Here is a 19,439-nt window from a genome sequence, read left to right as displayed (position 1 = left end):
GCACCCCGCCCGGCCGCCGCCACCACGCGCGCCCGCCCGGCACCGCCCGGCCCGGCGCCCTGGGCCGGGCACCTCCGTACGCCCGGTGAGACGGGCACCCGCGCGCCCGGCCCGCCGGGCGCCGCCCGTCCGCGCCCCACGGCGCGGACGCACCGCCTCCGCGCCGCACGGCGCCGAACAGGAAAGGGATTCGGGTCGATGCTCTACGCGGCCGTGGCGACCGGGAGTTTCCGGCGCTACGCCACCTATCGGGTCGCCACCGCGGCCGGGGTCTTCACCAACACCGTCTTCGGCTTCATCGTCGCCTACTCCTACACCGCCCTCTGGGCCCAGCGGCCCCATCTCGGCGGCTACGACCTGCCGCAGGCGATGACCTTCGTCTGGACCGGGCAGGCACTGCTCGCCGCCACCTCGATGATGGGCGGCGGCGGCATCGCCGAACTCCAGGACCGCATCCGCACCGGCGACATCGCGGTCGATCTGCACCGCCCGGCCGACCTCCAGCTGTGGTGGCTCGCCGTCGACCTCGGGCGGGCGGTGCTCCAGCTGATCGGCCGGGGCGTCGTCCCGCTCACCGTCGGCGCCTGCTTCTTCGAACTCGCCCTGCCCGACGCGCCGTTGACCTGGCTGCTGTTCCTGGTCTCGGCGCTCCTCGCCGTCGTCGTCAGCTTCGGGCTGCGGTATCTGGTGGCGCTCGCCTCGTTCTGGCTGCTGGACGGCGCCGGGCTGGCGATGGTCGCCGGCCTGGCGGCGACGTTCTTCTCCGGCATGGTGCTGCCGCTGCCGGTCTTCCCCGACGCCCTAGCGCACGCCGCACAGCTGCTGCCCTGGGCGGCGCTGCTCCAGGTCCCCGCCGACATCCTGCTCGGCGCCCGCACCGGCGCCGGTGCGCTGCGGGGGCTGCTGCTCCAGGCGGGCTGGGCGGTGGCGCTGCTCGCCCTCGGCCGCCTGGTCCAGTCGTACGCCACCAGGAAGGTGGTGGTGAACGGTGGCTGACGGAGTGCCGGCGACGGCCGCGCCGCCCGCGGACCGCGCGGCGGACGCCGCGGGCCGGTGGACGGTGGTGACACACGGGCTGCGCGCGTACCGGCTGCTGGTGTGGATGTGGATCCGCTCGACGCTCGCCTACCGGGCGTCGTTCGCGATGATGACGGTCGGCAACTTCGCCGCCACCGCGCTGGACTTCGTCGCGCTGCTGCTGATGTTCTCCCGCATCGACGTCCTCGGCGGCTTCTCGCTGCCCGAGGTCGCCCTGCTCTACGGGCTGTCGGGTACCGCCATGAACCTCGCCGACCTGCTGATGGGCAGCATGGACCGGCTCGGCAGCCGCATCCGGGACGGCTCGCTGGACTCGCTGCTGCTGCGCCCGGTGCCGGTCTTCGCGCAGCTGGCGGCCGACCGGTTCGCGCTGCGGCGGCTGGGCGGCATCACCCAGGCGCTGCTGGTGCTGGGCTGGGCGCTCGGCCAGGTCGACGTGGCGTGGTCGGCGGGCCGGGTGCTGATGGTGCCGGTGACGCTGCTGACCGGTACGGCGATCTTCGCGGCGGTCTTCACGGCGGGCGCCGCCTTCCAGTTCTGGGCGCAGGACGCCGCCCAGGTGCAGAACTCCTTCACCTACGGCGGCAAGGCGTTGCTCCAGTACCCGCCCACGGTCTTCGCCCAGGACCTGGTGCGCGGCGTGGTCTTCATCATTCCGCTGGCCTTCGTGAACTGGCTGCCCGCCCTCTGGCTGCTGGACCGCCCCGAGCCGCTGGGCCTGCCGCAGTGGGTGGCGTTCCTGGGCCCGGCGGTCGCCGCCCTGTTCTGCACGGCCGCGGGCCTCCTGTGGCGCCGCGCCCTCGCCGCGTACCGCAGCACCGGCAGCTGACGCTGCACCAGACATGTGACGAAAGGGAATTGCGTTGAACGCGCTGATCGAGGTGGCCGGGGTCGAGAAGGTCTTCCCGGTACGCCGCAAGGTGGGGCGGCTGCGCCGGGTCCGCGAGGAGGTGCGGGCCGTCGCCGGGCTGGACTTCACCGTCGCCCGCGGCGAGATGGTCGGCTACATCGGCCCGAACGGCGCCGGGAAGTCCACCACCATCAAGATGCTGACCGGCATCCTGATGCCCAGCGCCGGACGGCTGCGGGTCGCCGGCATCGACCCGTTCGCCCGCTCCGGCACGGGCGGCGCCGCCGGCGGCCGGCTCCGCCTGGCCCGCCGTATCGGCGTCGTCTTCGGCCAGCGCACCACCCTCTGGTGGGACCTGCCGCTGAAGGACTCCTACGAGCTGGTGCGCCGGATGTACCGCGTCCCGGACGCCGCCTACCGCGCCAACCTGGAGCGCTGCGTGGAACTGCTGGACCTCGCGCCGCTGCTGGACGTCCCCGTACGGCAGCTCTCGCTCGGCCAGCGGATGCGCGGCGACATCGCGGCGGCGCTGCTGCACGACCCCGAGGTGCTCTACCTGGACGAGCCGACGATCGGCCTGGACGTCGTCAGCAAGGCGAAGGTCCGCTCCTTCCTCCGCGACGTGAACGCCGAGCGCGGCACCACCGTCCTGCTGACCACCCACGACCTCACCGACATCGAGCAGCTGTGCCGCCGGGTGATGGTCATCGACCACGGCCGTCTGGTCTACGACGGGCAGCTCACCGGGCTCCGCGCGGCAGGCGAGGGCGAGCGCACCCTCGTCGTCGACCTGGACCGCGAACTCCCTCCGATCGACGGCGTCCCCGGCGCCCGCACCGTCAAGGTCGCCGGCCCCCGCCAGTGGCTCGCCTTCCCCGCCTCGGCGAGCGCCGCCCCGCTCGTCGCCTCCGTCGCCGAGCGGTATCCGCTGGTGGACCTGTCGATCCGGGAGCCGGACATCGAGGATGTGATCGCGCGGTTGTACGCGGGCGGGGTGGCGCTTTCGGAGGCGGAGGCGGAGGGGGCGCCGGTGGCAGGGGGCTGACCGGCGGCCCCGCCGCGGACGCGAGCCCCCGGCCCCACCGGCCTCAGCCCAACGGCGCGGTGGTGTCGCGCAGGGCGGCCAGCGCAGGTGCGTACATCCGGGTCTTGATCGTGCCGAGGGTGTCGCCCGCCTTGTGGGCCTGGGCCTGGGCGCGTTCGACGGCGGTGGTGCGGACGGCTTCCTCGGTGGCCGCCTGATCGACGATCCGGGCGGCCACCGCGTCCGTGCCGCCGTAGCGCCGCGCCGTCAGCATCGCCTCGTGCGCGGTCGGCGGGGCGAGCCGGCCCTGGATCAGCGCGGACATACCGGGGGTGAACGGGATGTTGATGTCCGCCTCGGGCAGGCACCAGAAGCCCCGGTCGGCGCGCATCACGCGGAAGTCGTGGGCCAGCGAGAGCATCGCCCCGGCGGCGAAGGTGTGCCCCTGGAGCGCCGCCACGGTGATCACCGGCAGCGACAGCATCCGGGCAAGCAGCGCGTGGACGGAGACGACGTACTCCTCGTGCTGGTCGGCGTGGGCGAACAGCCAGTCCAGGTCCAGGCCGTTGGAGTAGAACTTCCCCGTCGCGGCGGTGACCAGGGCCCGGGGCCCCGCCGCCTTCTCCACCTCGTCCAGGGCGGCGCCGACGGCGGCGATCCAGTCCGGGTGGAAACGGTTCTCGTCGCTCCCGAGATCGAGGACGAAGACGTGGTCGTGACGATCGAGCGTGGGCATATCGGCTTCCTCACGGTACGGAGAACCATCCGCTTCCGGTGGTCACTCCGGCGCGCGACAACCCGGCGGCTACTGGTCGGTAAGTTAAGGCGTGCGCCACGGGACAGGCAAGAGGCCGACGGGGCGGAGGGCGTCTGCGCTGTTCGGGGCCTGTGGTGCCGCTGGTGGAGCGGTGGTGTCCCGGTGGCGGTCGTGCTGCGGGCGGGCCCGGCGGGTGTCGGGGGATGCTGCTTCAGGGCAGGCGGAAATTCTTCCGAGGGCCGGAGTGCGGCCGGGGAGCCGCTTCCGTGCGGCAGGGGGAGTGCGGCACAGGGCAGAAGAAAAGCAGCACCGAAAGGCACGGGTCGGGTCCGCGCACCCCGCCGAGGAGGTCCGATGGCACCGAGTTTCTTTCCGCTCTGGTCGTGATCACGCACTTTCTCAACTTCTTCTTCCTGCTGCTGCTCGCCCGCTCGGGTGTGGAAGTCCTCTCCGCCTATCCCAAGCTCTACTGGAACGACGACACGCCGCCCGGCCGGCAATGGCTGCGCCTGTCGAAGAAGACCTTCGGTGCCGATTCCCGGAAGACCTGGACCACGCTGGACGAATGGGCCTCCTGGTCCCCCGTCATCGCCCTGCCGGGGCGGGGAAATCTCGGGATCGGACGGCACTGGCATTTTCTGACCGTCCAGTTCTGGATCCTCACCGGCGCCGTCTACATCGCGCTCGTCCTGACGACCGGATACTGGCATTATCTGATCCCCACCCACTGGTCGATCTTCCCGGACTCGATCCATGCGGTGGGCTCCTATCTGCGGTTCGAGATTCCCGCGAAAATCCCCGGTGAGCCCTTCGAACCGGCGCAGAAGCTGAGTTACTTCCTGGTGGTCTTCGTCCTGGCGCCGCTTCAGGTCCTCTCCGGCGCGGCGATGTCACCGGCCGTGTGCGGGCGCTTCCCCCGCTATGCGAATCTCTTCGGCGGCAGTCAGGGCGCGCGCAGCTGGCACTTCATCGGGCTGTGCCTCTTCACGGCGTTCACCGTGGTCCACGTGACCATGGTGGTCGTGAACGGGCTGCCCGAAGGGTTCGCGAGGATCGTCCTCGGCGGGTCGGAGAACCGCCGGGCGGCCGTCGTCGTCGGGTGCGTCGCCCTGGCGCTGACCCTGCTCTTCCATGTGGTCGTCACCTGGCTCTCGCTCCGCTACCGGCGACGGACCCAACAGCTGCTGGGAATCGTCGTCGACCCCGTCCAGAGATTCCTCTCCCGCATCTTCACCTCACGTCAGCGTTACGCCCGCCACCAGATCTCCCCGTACCACCTGATCAACGGATATCCGCCGACCGATGCCACGTACGCGCAGATGGCGCGGGACGGATTCCGCGATTACCGGCTCCTCGTCGGCGGCCTCGTGGAGCATCCGGTCGCGCTTTCCCTGGAAGAGATGCGGGACCTGGGGACGGCCCGTCAGATCACCAAACACCATTGCATCCAGGGATGGACCTCGACCGCGGAATGGGGCGGGCTGCCCCTTCAGCGCCTCATCGAATCGGTCGGACCACTGCCCGAGTCCCGCCACATCGCGTTCTACGCCATGGACGACAAGGGACTGACCGAAGGCGGGGGAAAATTCGGCTATTTCTACGGCACCATCCCCCTGGACCTGGCCACTTCTCCGCAGGCGCTGCTCGCCTACGAGATGAACGGCGGCCCGCTCCCCGTGGAGCACGGCGCTCCGTTGCGGCTGCGCCTGGAGAATCAACTCGGTTTCAAAATGGTCAAGTGGATCAGCGCGATCGAATTCGTCGCCTCGATCGCCGATGTCGGCCAGGGCCAGGGGGGCTGGCGAGAGGACCAGCAGTACTACTCCAACGTCGTCGGGATCTGACGACGACGGCCCGTGAACCGCCGCCACTCGCAGGAGACCGCGTGTACCGAAACCGCAGAAACCTCAGTCCCCGCCGCTCCACCGGCGAGGAAGCCCAAGACCTCGGTACCCGGGAAATCCAGCACCGCGTCCGGGAACACCGGGAAAGGCTCCTCGGCGGGCGGGGCCCCGGCGCCACCCCCGACGAGGTCGCGCGGGCCCAGCACCACCGGCCCACTCTTGGCGCGCTGCCCACCCCCGCGGCCCGCGAACGGTCTGCCCGGCAGGCCGTACGCGCCCGCGGCGACACCCCGCCCGCCGGCTCCGCCACCGCGGTCCTGGTACCCGCCGACCGCTCGCGCGGGCCCCGGTCCTGGCTGCGCGACCACCTCCTCGCCGCCCTCGTCGGCGCCGCACTCCACGCGGCCCTGCGCGCCACGGCCCGCCGCGTCACACGTCGCGACGGATGAGACCGGCCGCGGGGCCCGGCATACGCCGTCCGCTACCGGCAGTCCGGGCAGTTGACCGCCCGAAGCCATTCGTCGACGGGTTCGCCGGCCCCGGCACCGCACTTGGGGCGGGGCTCGTCGGTGCCGACGAGTTCATGGACACGGAGCACGTCCTCGCCGACGGTGCCGGAACGGGGCGCTTCCGCGTGCTCGGGGTAGCCGTCCACGGTTACCTCCACGGGGCTTCGGGCAGATGGCCGCTCACAGGATCTCCCCCCGGCTGCGCGCGTTGACCAGCGTGATCCCCGCGATCAGCCGCTCGGCACGGGACGGGCGCCGCAGGTGCGCGGCGTCGACAACCCACTCCTCGCCACCGGTCAGCGACCGCAGGGACCACGCCCCGCACAACTCCCCTTTGGCGAAGGCGAGACAGCGACGGTCGGCGTCCGCGACGAGTTCGCCGGGCATCGGGCGGTACGGGATCTGATCGCGCTTTCCGGAATTGCGTTCGACGGACACGATAGTGCCTCTCCGTAGTCATTCCGCTACCAGCGAGAGGCAGCGTGACCTACGTTGAGTGAGCCGTTCAACGTGTGTCAGGGGGAGGAAAAGTTGGTGATCGAGCCGTGAATCGCAAGGAGTTGGACCCGGACAGCTCGCCGGAAGCGGCATTCGGGGCGCGTTTGCGCACGTCACGTGAGGAACGTGGCTGGAAGCAGGAAGAGTTGGCCGAGCGGATGGGATATTCGGGCACGCATATCTCCGCCGTCGAAACTGGCCGCAAACGCCCGACTCTTCCGCTCTCCCGACGGGCGGACGTAGCGCTGGGCACCGGAGAAGAATTCGAACGCGCGTGGCGGAAGCTCCAGCACTCGGGCCTGCTGGAGGGCTTCCCGCAGTTCGTCGAACACGAGGCCCAGGCGGCGGAGATCCGTCTGTACGAAGTCGGGGTGATACCGGGGCTGGTCCAGACGCCGGAGTACGCGACGGCGCTGCTGGAGAGTGTGGTGAAGCGCGGGGCGATCACCGAGGAGCAGGCAGGCGAACGGATCGCACTCATCGAGGAGAGGCAGGCCACTCTCGCCCGCACGCCTGCGCCGCTGGTCTTCGTGATGCTGGACGAGAGTTGTCTCCTTCGCCCTGTCGGGGAACGAAGCGTCATGAACGCTCAGTTGGAGCGACTGATTGAGTTCGCCGATCTGCCGAACACCGTGCTCCAAGTTGCGCCGTTCGCGATGGGAGCACGGCGACCGCTTAGTCTGCCCCTCTACCTGCTGACTCTTCCTGACCGCTCCCTTGTGTCGTACGCGGAGTCGGCCCACCAGGGGCATCTTGAGCGGGACATCACATTCGTCCTGCCACTGCTGACGTCCTACCATCAACTACAGGCCGCCGCGCCCTCCCAGGCGGAATCCGTGGCCATGATCAAGCAGTTGCGAAAGGGTTCCCCATGACGACCGAATCCCCCCGTTGGTTCAAGTCCTCGTACAGCGAGAACGGCGGCGCCTGCATCGAGATCGCCGCCAACCTCGTCGCTTCGCGCGGCGTGGTCCCCGTCCGTGACTCGAAGGTCCCGCAGGGGGCGGCGCTGAGCGTCCCCGCCACCGCCTTCGCGTCCTTCGTGGCGGGCGTCAAGGGCGGCGAATTCCGCGCCTGAGCTGGTCCGCGTACGGCGAAAGCCCCGCCCGTTCCTCCGCGTTGGAGGGCGGGTGGGGCTTCCCTTTGCCCTCTCGCCGCGCCACCACCAGGGCCCTACCCTCGTACGGAACCTGAGCGTGCTGACCATCCTGCGAAGGGGCATGGCATGACGACCGAATCCCGCTGGATCAAGTCCTCGTACAGCGAAAACGGCGGCCAGTGCATCGAGATCTCCGCCGACCGCTGGTTCAAGTCCACGCACAGCAACAACGGCGGCGCCTGCATCGAGGTCTCCGCCATCCTCGTCGCCTCGCACGGAGTCGTCCCCGTCCGGGACTCCAAGGACCCGGACGGCCCGCAACTGAGCGTTCCGGCCACCGCGTTCGCGTCGTTCGTGGCGGGCGTCAAGGGTGGGGAATTCCGGGCCTGAGCTGGTCGGCAGTCGACGCAGGGGTGACGGTCGGCCGGTGCGGGTGCACAGGCTGACCGATCGCCGTAACCGCTCAGCTGCCGGGGCCCGCTGCCTCGCCGTCCGTCCGCTGCGGATCCACCGTCTTCCTCGGTACCAGGACGGCGAGGGTGCTGCGCGCTTCGCGCCGCAGGGTGCGGCGCCGGGCGAAGGTCGCGGTGAGAGCGAGGACCGAGACCGTGCCGCCGTAGAACACGGCAGCAAGAGTGGAGAGGAGCCCGATCATCATCGGGCACGCACCTTTCTTCCCCCGTGCGGCCTGCCCGGCTCATAGCCCGGGGCAGGCGGTGATGCGTTTCCTCTTCACCATACGTACGCCGTCAACTCCCTTTGCACAGCCCGGTCAACCGGAGAAGCGCGTACGGATGCTGACCTAATCGCCCACCAGCGCGCTGACCAGCCGCGTCACCGTGGCCCGCGGGTCGGGTGCGTCCGGGCCGCCCGTCATCAGCAGGTGGTGGGCGGTGCCGACGAGGGCGAGGGCGGCGGTGGGCGGGTCGACGGTGCGGGCCACCCGGCCGAGGCGTTGTTCGGCCGCCAGATAGCCGGTGAGGGCCTCCTCGATCGCGGTGAAGCCCGGTGCGCCGTCCGCCAGGGCCGTGCGGATGCGGGAGGTGGCGTCGGGGCGGGCCATGGCCAGGCCCGACAGGGCGGGGCCGCCGGATGCGAAGAGCGCGCGGACTACGGTGTCGAGATTCTCCGCCACCGTGCCCTGCCCGGCGCGCGCCGGCAGCGCCTGCGCCTGGGCCGCCGTCCGCGCGAACCGGTCGAGGCACAGCTCGGCCACGAACGCGTCGAACCCGGCGAAGTGGGCGTGCAGCAGCCCCTTCGCGCAGCCGGCCTCGGTGGTGACGGAACGGCTGGTCAGCGCGCCGGGACCGTCCCGCTCCACGATGCGCTCGGCAGCCGCGAACAGCCGCTCGCGCACATCCGGCGTCGCCACTCCGCGTGGGGACATGACCTCTCCTCCGTGCCGTCGCGCCCGCTCACAGGGTGCGTAACTCCCGTGATGGTAAAGGGATTGCGGGTTTGGGCGTGCGCCCATACAGTTTGGGCGTACGCCCATTCTTCGTTGTCCATCACTGTCCACCACAGGAGGCAACCGTGCCGGACGTCGTCAACACCGAGCAGGCACAGGCGTGGAACGGCCCCGAGGGCGCCCACTGGGCCCGCCATCAGGACCGCTGGAACGCCGTCAACGAGGGCTTCAACACACCACTGCTCGACGCCGCCGACCTCACCGAGGGCTCCCGGACCCTCGACTTCGGCTGCGGCGCCGGGCAGACCACCCGGCTCGCCGCGCTCCGCACGCCCCGGGGGAGCGCGCTGGGCCTCGACCTGTCCGGCCCGATGCTGGCCGAGGCGCGCTCCCGCGCGGAGCGGGAAGGCGTCGCCAACGTCTCCTTCGTCCAAGGGGATGCGCAGGTGTACGCCGTCGAGCCGGGCGGGTTCGATGCGGCGATCAGCCGGTTCGGGATGATGTTCTTCGCCGATCCCGTGGCGGCGTTCACCAACATCGGCCGGGCGCTGCGGCCCGGCGGGCGCCTGGCGTTCATCTGCCCGGCCGAGCCACAGGCCAACGGCTGGGTGACGGCCGTGGAGTCCCTGCGCGGCCTCCTCCCGCTCGGCGACCTCGGCAAACCGGGGGCGCCCGGCATGTTCTCCCTCGCCGACCCGGAGCACATCCGCGCCGTGCTCACCGCCGCCGGGTTCACCGGCGTCACCGTCAGCCAGGTACAGGCGGACGGCGTCTGGGGGGAGAGCGCCGAGGACGCGGCGGAGTTCCTGCTGGGCAGCGGCCCCGGCCGGCACCTGCTGGAACGGGCCGACGCGGCGGCGCGGGAGCAGGCCCGAGACGTCCTGACGGAGCATCTGCGGGGCCATGAGGCGGCGGACGGCACGGTCCGGTTGCGTAGCACGTCGTGGCTGGTCAGGGCGGGGCGGCCGGATTAGGGGGTCGTTCGGACGGCTGATCCCCGCGGTCGCCGATCAGCCCACCGCGGATGCGGGGCGGCGGGCGGCGGGATGGGATGGGACACGTCAGCGTCCCGTGCCTGGACAGAGGAGCCGGTGATGGCGCGTTACCTGCCGCGATTGCTCGTCGCGGCCCTGCTGCTGGCCGTCGTGGCACTGGTGGGCGGTTGCGGCGGCGGTCCTCAGCGCACCGCGCAACAGGCTCCGCTGGAGCACGGGGTGGACGCGGCGGTGGACGGCGGCCGGCAGCTGAAAGATCCCCCGGAAGTGGCCAGCCGGAACGGTGTGCTGAGCACGACGATCGTGGTGGAACGGCGGAAGGTCGACGTCGGCGGCCGCAAGCTGTGGGCCCTGACGTACAACGGCCACTACATGCCGCCGACGCTGCGGGTCCGCCCCGGGGACCGGGTACGGATCGCCATGCGGAACCAGGCGGGCGAGGACACCAACCTCCATGTCCACGGTCTGCATGTCTCCCCACGCAGCCCGTCGGACGACATCTTCCTCTCGATCCGGCCCGGCCAGACCTACCACTACGCGTACCAGCTCCCTGCCAACCTGAAGCCGGGCACCTACTGGTACCACTCCCACGCCGACATGCTCTCCGCGTCCCAGGTCGCGGGGGGCGAGTCCGGCGTCATCATCGTCGACGGGCTCCGCCGGCACCTGCCTCCCAAGCTGCGCGGCATCACCGAACACGTCATCGCCCTGAAGGACTTCCAGGTGGAGGGCGACGAGGTGAAGACCAAGAAGCTGAGCATCGGCGCCCCCGCCCACCGCACCGTCAACGGCCAGCTCAACCCCGTCATCCACATCCGGCCCGGCGAGACCCAGCTGTGGCGGCTGGCCAACATCGGCGCCAACATCTACTACAAACTCCACCTGCCCGGACAGCGCTTCCACGTGATCGCCCAGGACGGCTACCCCGTCGGCCAGGTCTACTCCGCCGACTCCCTGGTCATCCCCGCCGCCGCCCGTTTCGACGTCCTGGTGCGTGGCGGACCGCCCGGCACCACCCAGCTGGAAACGCTGCCCTACAACACCGGCAAGGCCGGCAACCAGTTCCCCCGGGCCACCCTCGCCACCGTGGTCTCCTCCGGCACCCCGGTGCCGCCCGCCCGGCTACCCGTCTCCTTCGCGCCGAACGAGGACCTCTCCCACGCGGCGATCGCCGCCCGCCACCAGGTCGTCTTCACGGAGAACACCGCCGGAACCGTCTTCTACATCAACGGCAAGGTCTACGACCCCCACCGCGTCGACATCCGCTCCCGGCTGAACACGGTGGAGGAGTGGACGGTCGTCAACGACAGCGACGAGGAGCACTCCTTCCACCTCCACACCAACCAGTTCCAGCTCATGAGCACCAACGGCAGACCCGAACCCCCGCTCCAGCGCTGGCACGAGACCGTCAACGTCCCGGCCCGGGGCCGGGACGTCATCCGCGTCCGCTTCACCGACTTCACCGGCAGGACGGTCTTCCACTGCCACATCCTCAACCACGAGGACGCCGGGATGATGGGCGTCCTGGACATCGTCGGCGACTATCCACACGGGACGAAGTGACGACCGTGCGCGGTTGGTGGCCGTACGGGACGACGGCCGCTGCGGCCGTGGAGCCCGTGGGCCGTGTCTCCCCGGCGGTACGGATGCCACCGTGCCGGAGCGCCGGATTAGGGGTTGCGCGGTGCAACGCATCGCCGCGGAACGGCCTCTCACCGGGTGCCAGCAGACTTTCGCACCTTCGCAGCAGAGGATGCTCATGAACCACCATTACGTCTTCGGCGCCGCCGCCCTCGCCTCCGCCGCCGCCCTCGTCGCCACCGTGTCCGGGGCCGCCGTGGCCGCCCCGCAGGCGGCGGGCGCCTCGCCCGCGTCCGTCCGGGCCACGGCCTGGCAGCCGTGCCACCCGCCCACCGGCTACCAGCACTTCTTCGACCTGCATGCGGCCAGGAACACCGGCGGCACGACTGTCGTGCGCGTCACCCCGGAGACGTGCAAGGTGAACACGGCGAACGACGAGGACGTCGTCTACACCCCGAGCGGTGAGGCCCGGACGCTCGGCTTCGCGCGGGGCGCGACCGTCACGGTCTTCAAGGGCAACACCCCCGTGAAGGTCACCCCGGAGTGGCTGGGCAGCCACCAGCTCACCAACACCCCGCACTTCGCCTACCGCCTCAACGGCCAGGGCAAGATCACGGCCCTTCAGGAGATCTACCACCCGTAGGACCGTAGGACCGTAGGGGGCTGTACCCGCCGTCCGGGCTGCGCCTGCCATGGGGCGCGGCCCGGACGGTTCGGGGGCGGATGGTTCGGGCGGGCCTGGTGCGGCCCGGTCGGTGCGGGCCGGGAGAGCGCAACGGACAAGGGGGCGCGCTGATAACCTGCGCTCTTCGCCGGTCGCCCGGACGGAGTCCCCGGCAGGCCGCCATGTCTCCTCACCAGCAGCATCTGATGACCGCGCTCGACGCGCTGGACCGCGCGTTCGCCCGCGAGGAGCCCTTTCCCGTCGAGGGGTGCACGTACTGCTACGGCGAGCCGGACCTCGCCGAACTCGCCGGACCGGTGCACCTGATATCCGACGACATGGTCTCCTCCGTCGCCCAGGAGGTGCCCAGCCACTGGGGCGACTTCTCCCGCCTCTACCGCCGGCTGACCCCGCGCATCATCCGCCCCGCCGTCACCGGCGAGTTCCACGTCGACGAGAACCTCATCGCCTCCCGTTTGCTGGAGGCGTCCTGGACCACATGGGACAAGCCCTTGGCCGATGCCCTCCGTGAGGTCTGGTCGGCCTGGTGGCGGGCCACGTTGCACACCTACCCCAGCCCCGTCCGCATCAGGGAGACCCTCAGTCTCATCACCGTCGCCACGGACACCCTGCGCCCCTGGCTGGACGTGTGGACCGCCACCCGCACCCCGGCCGCCGACGCCCACCTCGCCGACCTCCTCGACGACGTGATGTTCGAGTACGAGATCACCGACCTGCGCCTGGGCTTCTACAGCGAGTACCACGCAACCCCGGAGTTGCTGGGCTGGCTCCTCACCGACGTCCGGGGCCGCGTCGATGACGCCTGCCTGGACCACCCCTACCTCCTGGAACTCCACGGGGAGTTGAACGGGCGGCGCCCCGCCTCCCCGGACAGTCCTTGACCCAACGGGCAGTCCAGCTCCGGCAGCGCGCGGTTCGGGGAGCAGCACACCAGCGCCAGGGAGAGGAACGCCGGGCGTTCCAGGTAGAAGCCGTGGGCCACGTCGCCGCCCCAGGCCAGACGGGCGGCGGCGCGGCGGGCCAGTGCCGCCGCCCGCGCCGGGGCGCGGTCCGGCGCGGCGGCGAAACGGGCGGCGTACGCGGCGAGCCGGTCCCCGAGCCAGTCGGCCGCCGCCGTCGGCTCGTCCCAGGTGCCGCGCACCAACGCACCCGGCTTGACCAGCCAGCGCGCCGTCTCCAGCGGCGGCAGGTCCACCACGGGGTACTCCGCCGCCACCTCCCGGTACCGCTGGATCAGCTCCGGCTTACCGTCCGCCGGCGGCGGCTCGGGGTGCGGCGGCCGCCGCAGCGCCTCCTCGTCGAAGCGCTGCTTGGCGCCGGTCCATGCGTAGCCGTGGAAGTGCAACGGTCCGTCCCGTCAGGCGAGTTGGCGACGGCCGCCGCCCCTCCGCGAGGGCGACAGCCGCCGGTGGGCGAACGGCCGATTCAGGCCGAGAGCACGAAGCGGGCCGGATCGATCCCCGCCGCGGCCAACTCGGCAGCGGTGAACCGCAACGGCTCCGCACCCGGCCGCTTGCTGTCCCCCAGCGCCCACACACCGGGCCCGATCTCCGCGAGCGTGACGCAGGATTCGCCGTCGGGGTGGGTATTGCCGCCGCAGGGTTTGCAGAATGCGGTCGGTTCGGGGAGAGGGAGTTCGTAGAGGTCGGTTCCGGGCATGAGGGCGCCTCCCTGATTCGGCATCCGTGGCGTTTCTCGCCACGAATCCATCATCGGGGTGCGGCGATGGTGAACAAAGACCTAGTCACGTTGACGCATAAAGGTCTGAGCGGCATGCGTGAGGAATTCCGTGGCGGCAACTCCGGTGAGAGAATATGACCAGAAGAGATCGAACAAGGAAAGGTGCTGGGATATGTCTCGTGGGTCCCGCAGCACGACTTCGCCGGAGAAGAGTTCGACGGTGACGAGCCGGTCGTCGTAGACGACGAAAATATTCATGGGGGTTCCGGCAATCTCGGCCGACTGCGGAACCACGCCCAGGTGCACATTCGGTTTTCCGTTCACCTTCGCCATGTGGACGCACTGCGCGGCCATGACCTCCGAGGCGGCGCGACGCCATCTGACGGCCTGCTCGGTCATCAGGAAGTAGAACGATCGAGAGGTGTCGTCCAACACCTTCTGGCGCTCCATACGGGCATCGACCGCCCTGGTCACGTCCCTGGCGGGATCGCTCTCGACGGTGGGCGACAGGGTGGCGACGGCGTAGTCCCGGACGTGCAGGAGGCCGGTGGGGACAGCCGGAAGGAAATGTCTCATCTCCCGCGAAGAAGACTCCAGGGCTTTCAGCTCGGCCTGTTTTCGGTACAGGCCCATGCGGGCGTAGGTGCGCCACGACGCGTAATCGACGTTCGCCCGGCGGGCGAGCCGCAGTATCTCGTCGGCCACTTCGGCGGGCACCGCCAGAGCCTTCAGGATGCGTTCGACATCCATGACGGTCGGCAGGGCCCGGCCGGTCTCGATGCGGCTGATCTTCGTCTGGCTCATATTGCAGCGAACGGCCAGGCGCTCACCGCTCAACCCGGAAGCGTGGCGGAGGCTCCGGAGAGCCCCCGCCAGATCCTTGCGTTCCCGTCCCTGCTCCTCAGGCTCGATGGACACTAAAGGGAACTGCGCTTTCGAGTGCCAGATCCCGCCACGCAAGGTACGTGTCGATATCGGGATGCTGGATCAGTTCTCGGTTGATCTGTGTACCATCGGCGCGGTAATTCAGGTGGACGACGATGGTGTCGTCGAACAGCCAGAAATCCTGTTCCGGAATTCCCGGATTCGGAGTGTCCGTCAGATCGACGATCCGGTAGTCCTCCCCGGCCGCGACATTGCCGGGAATGCACCACTCGAAGAGATAGCGGCTGTAGTCGGTCAGCGGCCGCCGTACGACCTTGGCCCGCGTCATGCGGCGTCCGGCCGTGGCGTGGTCCCGGACCAGGCCGTGCCACCGGGCGTTGAAACCGTCCGGCACCGGTTCCCCGGCGAGAAATGCCCGTACCGTCTCCGCCTCGGCGGGCATCGTGTACGTCTGGTGGACCTCCAAGCGGAACGCGGAGCGCTTGAAGTCCCGGAAATACGACTGCCACTCCTCTCCGTCCAGGAGAATCGGGCTAGAGCCATCCACGGGCACGGGCTGCCTCCTTCAAGATTTTCTCGGGGATCAGGACCACCGACTCACCTTCAGGCGTCCGCCGGTCCACGTCGTACCCCTGAACCGCCAGCATCAGCGGATCCACCGTCTCGTACACGGTCGGGCAGTCGCCGTCGCCGCACTTGTCGTCGTCACCGCCGCTGCACGAACCGCCCGCGATCACGCGTAGTCCGTCCACTGCATTCCCCCTCTGTCCTCGGTGGTCAGCAAGCTACGGAGCGCTGCGGGCGCGCCACAAGAGCGGCGGGCCGTCAGTCACGTATGTGCATAACTTGGCGGGTCAGCCGTCAAGACCCTTCACGTACTCCTCGAAGGGCACGGCGTGTTCCAGGGCGATGCGCTTCTGTTCCAGGTAAGGGGCGAGGTCGCCCTCGTAGGACTCGCGGTTGATCTGGGTGCCGTCGGGGCGGAAATTCAGATGGGCGATGCGGGCTCCGTCGAACATCCACCAGTCGCGCCCGGAGAGCGGCAGGCCGTAATCCTCCTGGGTCACGTCCAGAATGCGGATGTCCTCACCCGCCGCGATATTGCCGGGGATGCCCCACGTGAATTGGTACCGCTGATAGTCGGTGAGCGGCCGCCGCACGATGCGGACGCGGCCGATACGCCGGCCGTGTGCGACATATCCGCGTACCCGCTCGTGCCAGCGGGCGTTGTGACCGGCGGGTTTCTCCTCGCCCCGCAGGAAGCGGGCGACGTTCTCCTGCTCCTTGGGCATGGTGTACGTGGGCTGCGCCTCGAACCGCCATGCCTCGTGCGTGAAGGCGTCGAAGAACTGACGCCAGTCCTCACCATCCAAGAGCACGGACGGCCTCCCCGTCATGATCTTCCTCCCCGGCCGCGGGGCCGTTCCCCGCAGCCAGGACGACGGTAGGGCCGCGCCCCCTCACAACGAAGCCGGCGCCGCCCTCCGCAGATGTTCCAGGTTGATCGCGTCGGCCATCGCGCGGTAGCCCTCGTCGCTGGGGTGGAGGTGGTCGCCGGAGTCGTAGGAGGGGCGGAGGTGTTCGGGGGACCAGGGGTCGCGGAGGGCCTTGTCGAAGTCGACGACCTCGTCGAAGACGGAGCCGGAGCGGATGGTGGCGTTCACCTTGCGGCGGACGTCGTCGAGCTTGGTGGTGTAGCCGCGGTGGCCGCTGAACGGGGTGATCGTGCCGCCGGTCACCCGCAGGCCGCGGGCGTGTGCGTCGCGGACGATCTGGCGCATCCCGGCGAGGATCTTCTCCGGGTCGTACTGGCGGGGCGTCTTCAGCAGGTCGTTGATGCCGACCTCGACGACGACCGCCTTCACGCCGGTGCGGGAGAGCGCGTCGCGGTCGAGGCGGGAGAGCATGCTGGGGCCGTTGTTGGGGGAGAAGCGGGAGCCGTTGACCAGCAGGCGGTTGCCGCTGATGCCCTGGTTGAGGACGCCGTAGCGGGGGGCGCCCGGTTCGGTGCGCAGGCGGGTGGCGAGGAAGTCCGTCCAGCGGTGGTTGGCGCCCGCGGTGGAGGTGATGCCGTCGGTGATCGAGTCGCCGATGACCACCACCGCGCCGTGCGCCTCGGTGCTCCACACGTCGACGCCGGTCAGATACCGCCAGTACGGGCTCTGCTCGGTGTACGCCGCGCCCGTCGTGTCCTCCGTACGGTCGCCGCGCGCCAGGTACGACGTCTGGCGGGCGTACGGGTGGTACGTGGCGGGGCCGGACGGCGACGGGGAGTACGTGGTGACCAGCAGGTCCGTGTCCTGCGGGACGGTCAGCCGGACCGGGTCGCTGGTGACCGCGCCGCCCGCCGGGATGGTCACCGCCGCCCGGCCGCCGAACGCCAGACGGCGCATGGTGCCGGACGCCGCCGTCGGATCGCTGGGCGCCGCGGCGAGCGCCAGGGAGGCGTGGCTGACCGGGAGCGGGCGGGTGCCGTAGAGGTTGGACAGCTGGATACGGGCGCTGGAGCCGCCGACGCTGGTGTGCACGACGTTACGGATCGACATGCCCGCGTAGCCGTCCAGGGTGCCCGGCTCGGCGGCCGCGGCCGCCGCGGACCAGGTGCCGACCCACTGACCGGAGAGGGCGGGCGCCGCCGGGTTGCGGGGTTGGTGCGTGGCGTCGTCGTTGCCCCAGGACCCGCCGGTACCACCGAAGCCGACGAAGATGGCGGTCGAGACGAGCACCACCACGGCCGCCAGACCGGCGAGCAGGGCGTAGCCCACACTTTTGTTCATGCGGGGCGGATCTCCTGGGACGGCGGAGCCGCGGGCTCCGGGCGGGCAGGGGCGGCCGGGCGCCTCGGCTGCCGCCGCCTCCGCGGCTCGGAGGGCGGCGGACCTGGGCGTCCGGCGATCAGCGGCACCGTTGCGGTCCGATCGGTCCCGCCATGATCCCACGGCGGATCCAGGGGGCGCCCGGCACCCTTTGCGCGCCCCCTCGGAGCCTGTCACCACTCTCCCGTCCCGAACGGCGGGGGTGTGACGACGGGCTCTGGTACCGACGCGTGGGACTCGTGGTTCGTTCCACGGGTGGGTCACAGTTGACCCACGCGGCCTGCCGCGGCCGGTATCCGGCGCGGCGCGGCCGGTCCGTGGTGCGCCGCACCGCGGGATTCGGGAACGGTGGAGTGGATGGAACGCACGCAGACGACGTCGGCGCCGCATGCGGCCCTGCCGGGCGGTACCGGCCCGCAGGCCGCCGCCGACCGGGACAGACGCCGGGCCGTACGGCGGATGAAGACGATCGCCACCGGCCTGCTGCTGGCGGTCGCAGTGATCTACGTCCTCGCCAGGTGGGCCGGGGCGTCCGGCGCCGGGGGCTGGGCCGGATACGTCGCCGCGGCGGCCGAGGCGGGCATGGTGGGTGCGCTGGCCGACTGGTTCGCGGTCACCGCGCTCTTCAAACGGCCCATGGGGCTGCCCATCCCGCACACCGCCATCATCCCCACCAAGAAGGACCAACTGGGGCAGAGCCTCGGTGAGTTCGTCGGGGAGAACTTCCTCTCCGACGAGGTGGTGCGCCGGCGACTGCGCTCCGTCGCCATCGGGCGGCGGCTCGGCGGCTGGCTGGCGGAGCCCCGTAACGCCGACCGGGTGACCGCCGAACTGTCCACGGCGCTGCGCGGGGCGCTGACCGTGCTGCGCGACGCCGACGTCCAGGCGGTCGTGGGGGAGGCGATCACCCGGCGGGCCGATGCGCAGGAGATCGCGCCGGGGCTCGGCTCGATGCTCGGCAAGATCGTCGCGGACGGCGGCCACCGGCGGGTGGTCGACCTGATCTGCGCCCGCGCCCACGACTGGCTGGTCACCCACGGCGACTCGGTGATGAGCGCGGTCTCCGGCGGTGCGCCCGGCTGGACGCCGCGGTTCGTCGACCGGAGGGTGGGCGACCGGGTCTACAAGGAGCTGCTGCGCTTCGTCACCGAGATGCGCGACATGCCCGAGCACCCGGCGCGCGGCGCCCTGGACCGCTTCCTCACCGACTTCGCCACCGATCTGCGCACCGACCCGGACACCCGGGCCCGCGTCGAACGCCTCAAGTCCGAGGTGCTGGGCCGCGGCGAGGTGCAGGACCTCATCGCATCCGCCTGGAACGCGGTCCGCGCGATGATCGTCGCGGCGGCGGAGGACGAGAACAGCGAACTGCGGCAGCGGGCCCGCGCCGCCCTGCTCTCCCTGGGGCAGCGCCTCGTCCGCGACGCACGGCTCCAGGGCAAGGTCGACGGCTGGCTGGAGGGCGCCGCCGTCTACGTCGTGACGACCTATCAGCACGAGATCACCGCGCTGATCACCGACACCGTCGCCTCCTGGGACGCCGAACAGACCTCCCGGAAGATCGAGGCGCACATCGGGCGCGATCTCCAGTTCATCCGGATCAACGGCACGGTGGTCGGCGCGCTGGCCGGACTGGGCATCTACGCGGTCTCGCAGGTGTTCGGGTGGTGAGCGGGCCGGGCGGGGCGCGGCCGGCGCCCGGCCCGCATCCGGGCGGCCGGCCCGCGCCTGAGGCCGGACGCCTCCACCCCTGGTGACCTCCACCCGCAG

At 70.7% G+C, this 19,439-nt stretch carries 25 protein-coding genes; 13 read left to right on the top strand and 12 right to left on the bottom strand.

Translation table 11 applies throughout. The features are described 5' to 3' along the window. Window positions 1–198 precede the first annotated feature (198 nt). The 3 genes from ACZ4U4_RS18110 to ACZ4U4_RS18100 are packed head-to-tail and all read left to right on the top strand — an operon-like array spanning window position 199 to window position 2,933. Entirely contained in the window at window positions 199–996 is a 798-nt protein-coding gene (locus ACZ4U4_RS18110; RefSeq protein ID WP_467874964.1) for an ABC transporter permease, read from the top strand. Further along, window positions 989–1,867: an ABC transporter permease gene (locus ACZ4U4_RS18105; RefSeq protein WP_467874961.1), complete on the top strand. Its 879-nt coding sequence runs from the start codon at window positions 989–991 to the stop codon at window positions 1,865–1,867. The genes ACZ4U4_RS18110 and ACZ4U4_RS18105 overlap by 8 nt, the downstream gene beginning before the upstream one ends. A 28-nt stretch (window positions 1,868–1,895) precedes the next feature. Next, window positions 1,896–2,933, top strand: a complete 1,038-nt coding sequence (locus ACZ4U4_RS18100) for an ABC transporter ATP-binding protein (RefSeq protein ID WP_467875212.1) — start codon at window positions 1,896–1,898, stop codon at window positions 2,931–2,933. A gap of 43 nt (window positions 2,934–2,976) precedes the next feature. Here ACZ4U4_RS18100 and ACZ4U4_RS18095 read toward each other — a convergent pair whose 3' ends face one another. Continuing rightward, window positions 2,977–3,648, bottom strand: a complete 672-nt coding sequence (locus ACZ4U4_RS18095) for an enoyl-CoA hydratase-related protein (RefSeq protein ID WP_467874959.1) — start codon at window positions 3,646–3,648, stop codon at window positions 2,977–2,979. A 404-nt stretch (window positions 3,649–4,052) separates the two neighbouring features. Between ACZ4U4_RS18095 and ACZ4U4_RS18090 the strand changes: the two genes are divergently transcribed. Together ACZ4U4_RS18090 and ACZ4U4_RS18085 are read left to right on the top strand one after the other, a co-directional pair. Continuing rightward, on the top strand, window positions 4,053–5,513 hold the full coding sequence (locus ACZ4U4_RS18090) for a molybdopterin-dependent oxidoreductase (RefSeq protein WP_467874957.1): 1,461 nt from the start codon (window positions 4,053–4,055) through the stop codon (window positions 5,511–5,513). A 41-nt stretch (window positions 5,514–5,554) separates the two neighbouring features. Further along, window positions 5,555–5,962 (top strand): hypothetical protein, encoded by a 408-nt coding sequence (locus ACZ4U4_RS18085; protein WP_467874954.1) that lies wholly within the window; start codon window positions 5,555–5,557, stop codon window positions 5,960–5,962. A 32-nt stretch (window positions 5,963–5,994) separates the two neighbouring features. Here the strand turns inward: ACZ4U4_RS18085 and ACZ4U4_RS18080 are convergent, their stop codons facing one another. After that, window positions 5,995–6,168, bottom strand: coding sequence for a hypothetical protein (locus ACZ4U4_RS18080; protein ID WP_467874951.1), 174 nt, complete (start codon window positions 6,166–6,168; stop codon window positions 5,995–5,997). 34 nt (window positions 6,169–6,202) lie between these two features. Continuing rightward, a complete protein-coding gene (locus ACZ4U4_RS18075; protein ID WP_467874948.1) occupies window positions 6,203–6,460 on the bottom strand; it encodes a hypothetical protein in 258 nt (85 codons plus the stop codon). A gap of 107 nt (window positions 6,461–6,567) precedes the next feature. Here ACZ4U4_RS18075 and ACZ4U4_RS18070 point away from each other — a divergent pair, with 107 nt between their 5' ends. The 3 genes from ACZ4U4_RS18070 to ACZ4U4_RS18060 all read left to right on the top strand — a co-directional run bounded on the left by ACZ4U4_RS18070 (window position 6,568) and on the right by ACZ4U4_RS18060 (window position 8,009). Beyond that, the gene (locus ACZ4U4_RS18070) at window positions 6,568–7,395 is read left to right on the top strand and encodes a helix-turn-helix domain-containing protein (protein WP_467874946.1); all 828 of its coding nucleotides are present in this window, start codon (window positions 6,568–6,570) and stop codon (window positions 7,393–7,395) included. Further along, entirely contained in the window at window positions 7,392–7,598 is a 207-nt protein-coding gene (locus ACZ4U4_RS18065) for a DUF397 domain-containing protein (RefSeq protein ID WP_467874943.1), read from the top strand. The genes ACZ4U4_RS18070 and ACZ4U4_RS18065 overlap by 4 nt, the downstream gene beginning before the upstream one ends. 147 nt (window positions 7,599–7,745) lie before the next feature. Further along, complete coding sequence (locus ACZ4U4_RS18060; protein ID WP_467874941.1) at window positions 7,746–8,009, top strand: DUF397 domain-containing protein; 264 nt, start codon at window positions 7,746–7,748, stop codon at window positions 8,007–8,009. A gap of 73 nt (window positions 8,010–8,082) precedes the next feature. Here the strand turns inward: ACZ4U4_RS18060 and ACZ4U4_RS18055 are convergent, their stop codons facing one another. Together ACZ4U4_RS18055 and ACZ4U4_RS18050 are read right to left on the bottom strand one after the other, a co-directional pair. Beyond that, window positions 8,083–8,277, bottom strand: a complete 195-nt coding sequence (locus tag ACZ4U4_RS18055; protein ID WP_467874938.1) for a hypothetical protein — start codon at window positions 8,275–8,277, stop codon at window positions 8,083–8,085. A 144-nt stretch (window positions 8,278–8,421) separates the two neighbouring features. Next, window positions 8,422–9,006 carry a TetR/AcrR family transcriptional regulator gene (locus ACZ4U4_RS18050; RefSeq protein WP_467874935.1) on the bottom strand — a complete coding sequence of 195 codons (585 nt, stop codon included), beginning with the start codon at window positions 9,004–9,006 and terminating at the stop codon, window positions 8,422–8,424. Between the two features lie 146 nt (window positions 9,007–9,152). On the opposite strand from ACZ4U4_RS18050, the gene ACZ4U4_RS18045 reads away from it, so the two are divergent. From ACZ4U4_RS18045 to ACZ4U4_RS18030, 4 genes are all read left to right on the top strand, one after another. Then, the gene (locus tag ACZ4U4_RS18045) at window positions 9,153–10,001 is read left to right on the top strand and encodes a methyltransferase domain-containing protein (protein WP_467874932.1); all 849 of its coding nucleotides are present in this window, start codon (window positions 9,153–9,155) and stop codon (window positions 9,999–10,001) included. Window positions 10,002–10,121: 120 nt separating this feature from the next. Continuing rightward, entirely contained in the window at window positions 10,122–11,585 is a 1,464-nt protein-coding gene (locus ACZ4U4_RS18040; protein WP_467874929.1) for a multicopper oxidase family protein, read from the top strand. A 196-nt stretch (window positions 11,586–11,781) separates the two neighbouring features. Beyond that, window positions 11,782–12,246 carry a hypothetical protein gene (locus tag ACZ4U4_RS18035; protein ID WP_467874926.1) on the top strand — a complete coding sequence of 155 codons (465 nt, stop codon included), beginning with the start codon at window positions 11,782–11,784 and terminating at the stop codon, window positions 12,244–12,246. A gap of 203 nt (window positions 12,247–12,449) precedes the next feature. Continuing rightward, window positions 12,450–13,169, top strand: coding sequence for a hypothetical protein (locus ACZ4U4_RS18030; protein WP_467874924.1), 720 nt, complete (start codon window positions 12,450–12,452; stop codon window positions 13,167–13,169). On the opposite strand, the gene ACZ4U4_RS18025 is transcribed toward ACZ4U4_RS18030, so the two are convergent. From ACZ4U4_RS18025 to ACZ4U4_RS17995, 7 genes are all read right to left on the bottom strand, one after another. Next, the gene (locus ACZ4U4_RS18025; RefSeq protein WP_467874922.1) at window positions 13,106–13,633 is read right to left on the bottom strand and encodes a hypothetical protein; all 528 of its coding nucleotides are present in this window, start codon (window positions 13,631–13,633) and stop codon (window positions 13,106–13,108) included. The two genes, ACZ4U4_RS18030 and ACZ4U4_RS18025, sit on opposite strands and share 64 nt — an antisense overlap. Before the next feature lie 80 nt (window positions 13,634–13,713). After that, window positions 13,714–13,947 (bottom strand): DUF397 domain-containing protein, encoded by a 234-nt coding sequence (locus ACZ4U4_RS18020; RefSeq protein ID WP_467874919.1) that lies wholly within the window; start codon window positions 13,945–13,947, stop codon window positions 13,714–13,716. 81 nt (window positions 13,948–14,028) lie between these two features. Next, the gene (locus ACZ4U4_RS18015) at window positions 14,029–14,886 is read right to left on the bottom strand and encodes a helix-turn-helix domain-containing protein (RefSeq protein WP_467874916.1); all 858 of its coding nucleotides are present in this window, start codon (window positions 14,884–14,886) and stop codon (window positions 14,029–14,031) included. Continuing rightward, window positions 14,870–15,406 carry a DUF6879 family protein gene (locus ACZ4U4_RS18010; RefSeq protein WP_467874913.1) on the bottom strand — a complete coding sequence of 179 codons (537 nt, stop codon included), beginning with the start codon at window positions 15,404–15,406 and terminating at the stop codon, window positions 14,870–14,872. Before ACZ4U4_RS18010 ends, ACZ4U4_RS18015 begins: the two co-directional genes overlap by 17 nt. Next, window positions 15,387–15,605, bottom strand: coding sequence for a hypothetical protein (locus ACZ4U4_RS18005; RefSeq protein WP_467874910.1), 219 nt, complete (start codon window positions 15,603–15,605; stop codon window positions 15,387–15,389). The genes ACZ4U4_RS18010 and ACZ4U4_RS18005 overlap by 20 nt, the downstream gene beginning before the upstream one ends. A gap of 102 nt (window positions 15,606–15,707) precedes the next feature. After that, the gene (locus ACZ4U4_RS18000) at window positions 15,708–16,232 is read right to left on the bottom strand and encodes a DUF6879 family protein (protein ID WP_467874907.1); all 525 of its coding nucleotides are present in this window, start codon (window positions 16,230–16,232) and stop codon (window positions 15,708–15,710) included. Between the two features lie 81 nt (window positions 16,233–16,313). Further along, window positions 16,314–17,630, bottom strand: a complete 1,317-nt coding sequence (locus ACZ4U4_RS17995; RefSeq protein WP_467874904.1) for an SGNH/GDSL hydrolase family protein — start codon at window positions 17,628–17,630, stop codon at window positions 16,314–16,316. Between the two features lie 396 nt (window positions 17,631–18,026). Between ACZ4U4_RS17995 and ACZ4U4_RS17990 the strand changes: the two genes are divergently transcribed. Beyond that, window positions 18,027–19,340, top strand: a complete 1,314-nt coding sequence (locus tag ACZ4U4_RS17990) for a DUF445 domain-containing protein (RefSeq protein ID WP_467874902.1) — start codon at window positions 18,027–18,029, stop codon at window positions 19,338–19,340. Window positions 19,341–19,439: the final 99 nt, after the last annotated feature.

This window comes from Streptomyces sp. NPDC029159 (assembly GCF_055564055.1).
Note: the sequence above shows the minus strand (reverse complement) of the source record. Positions and strands in the feature narration are given on the sequence as shown.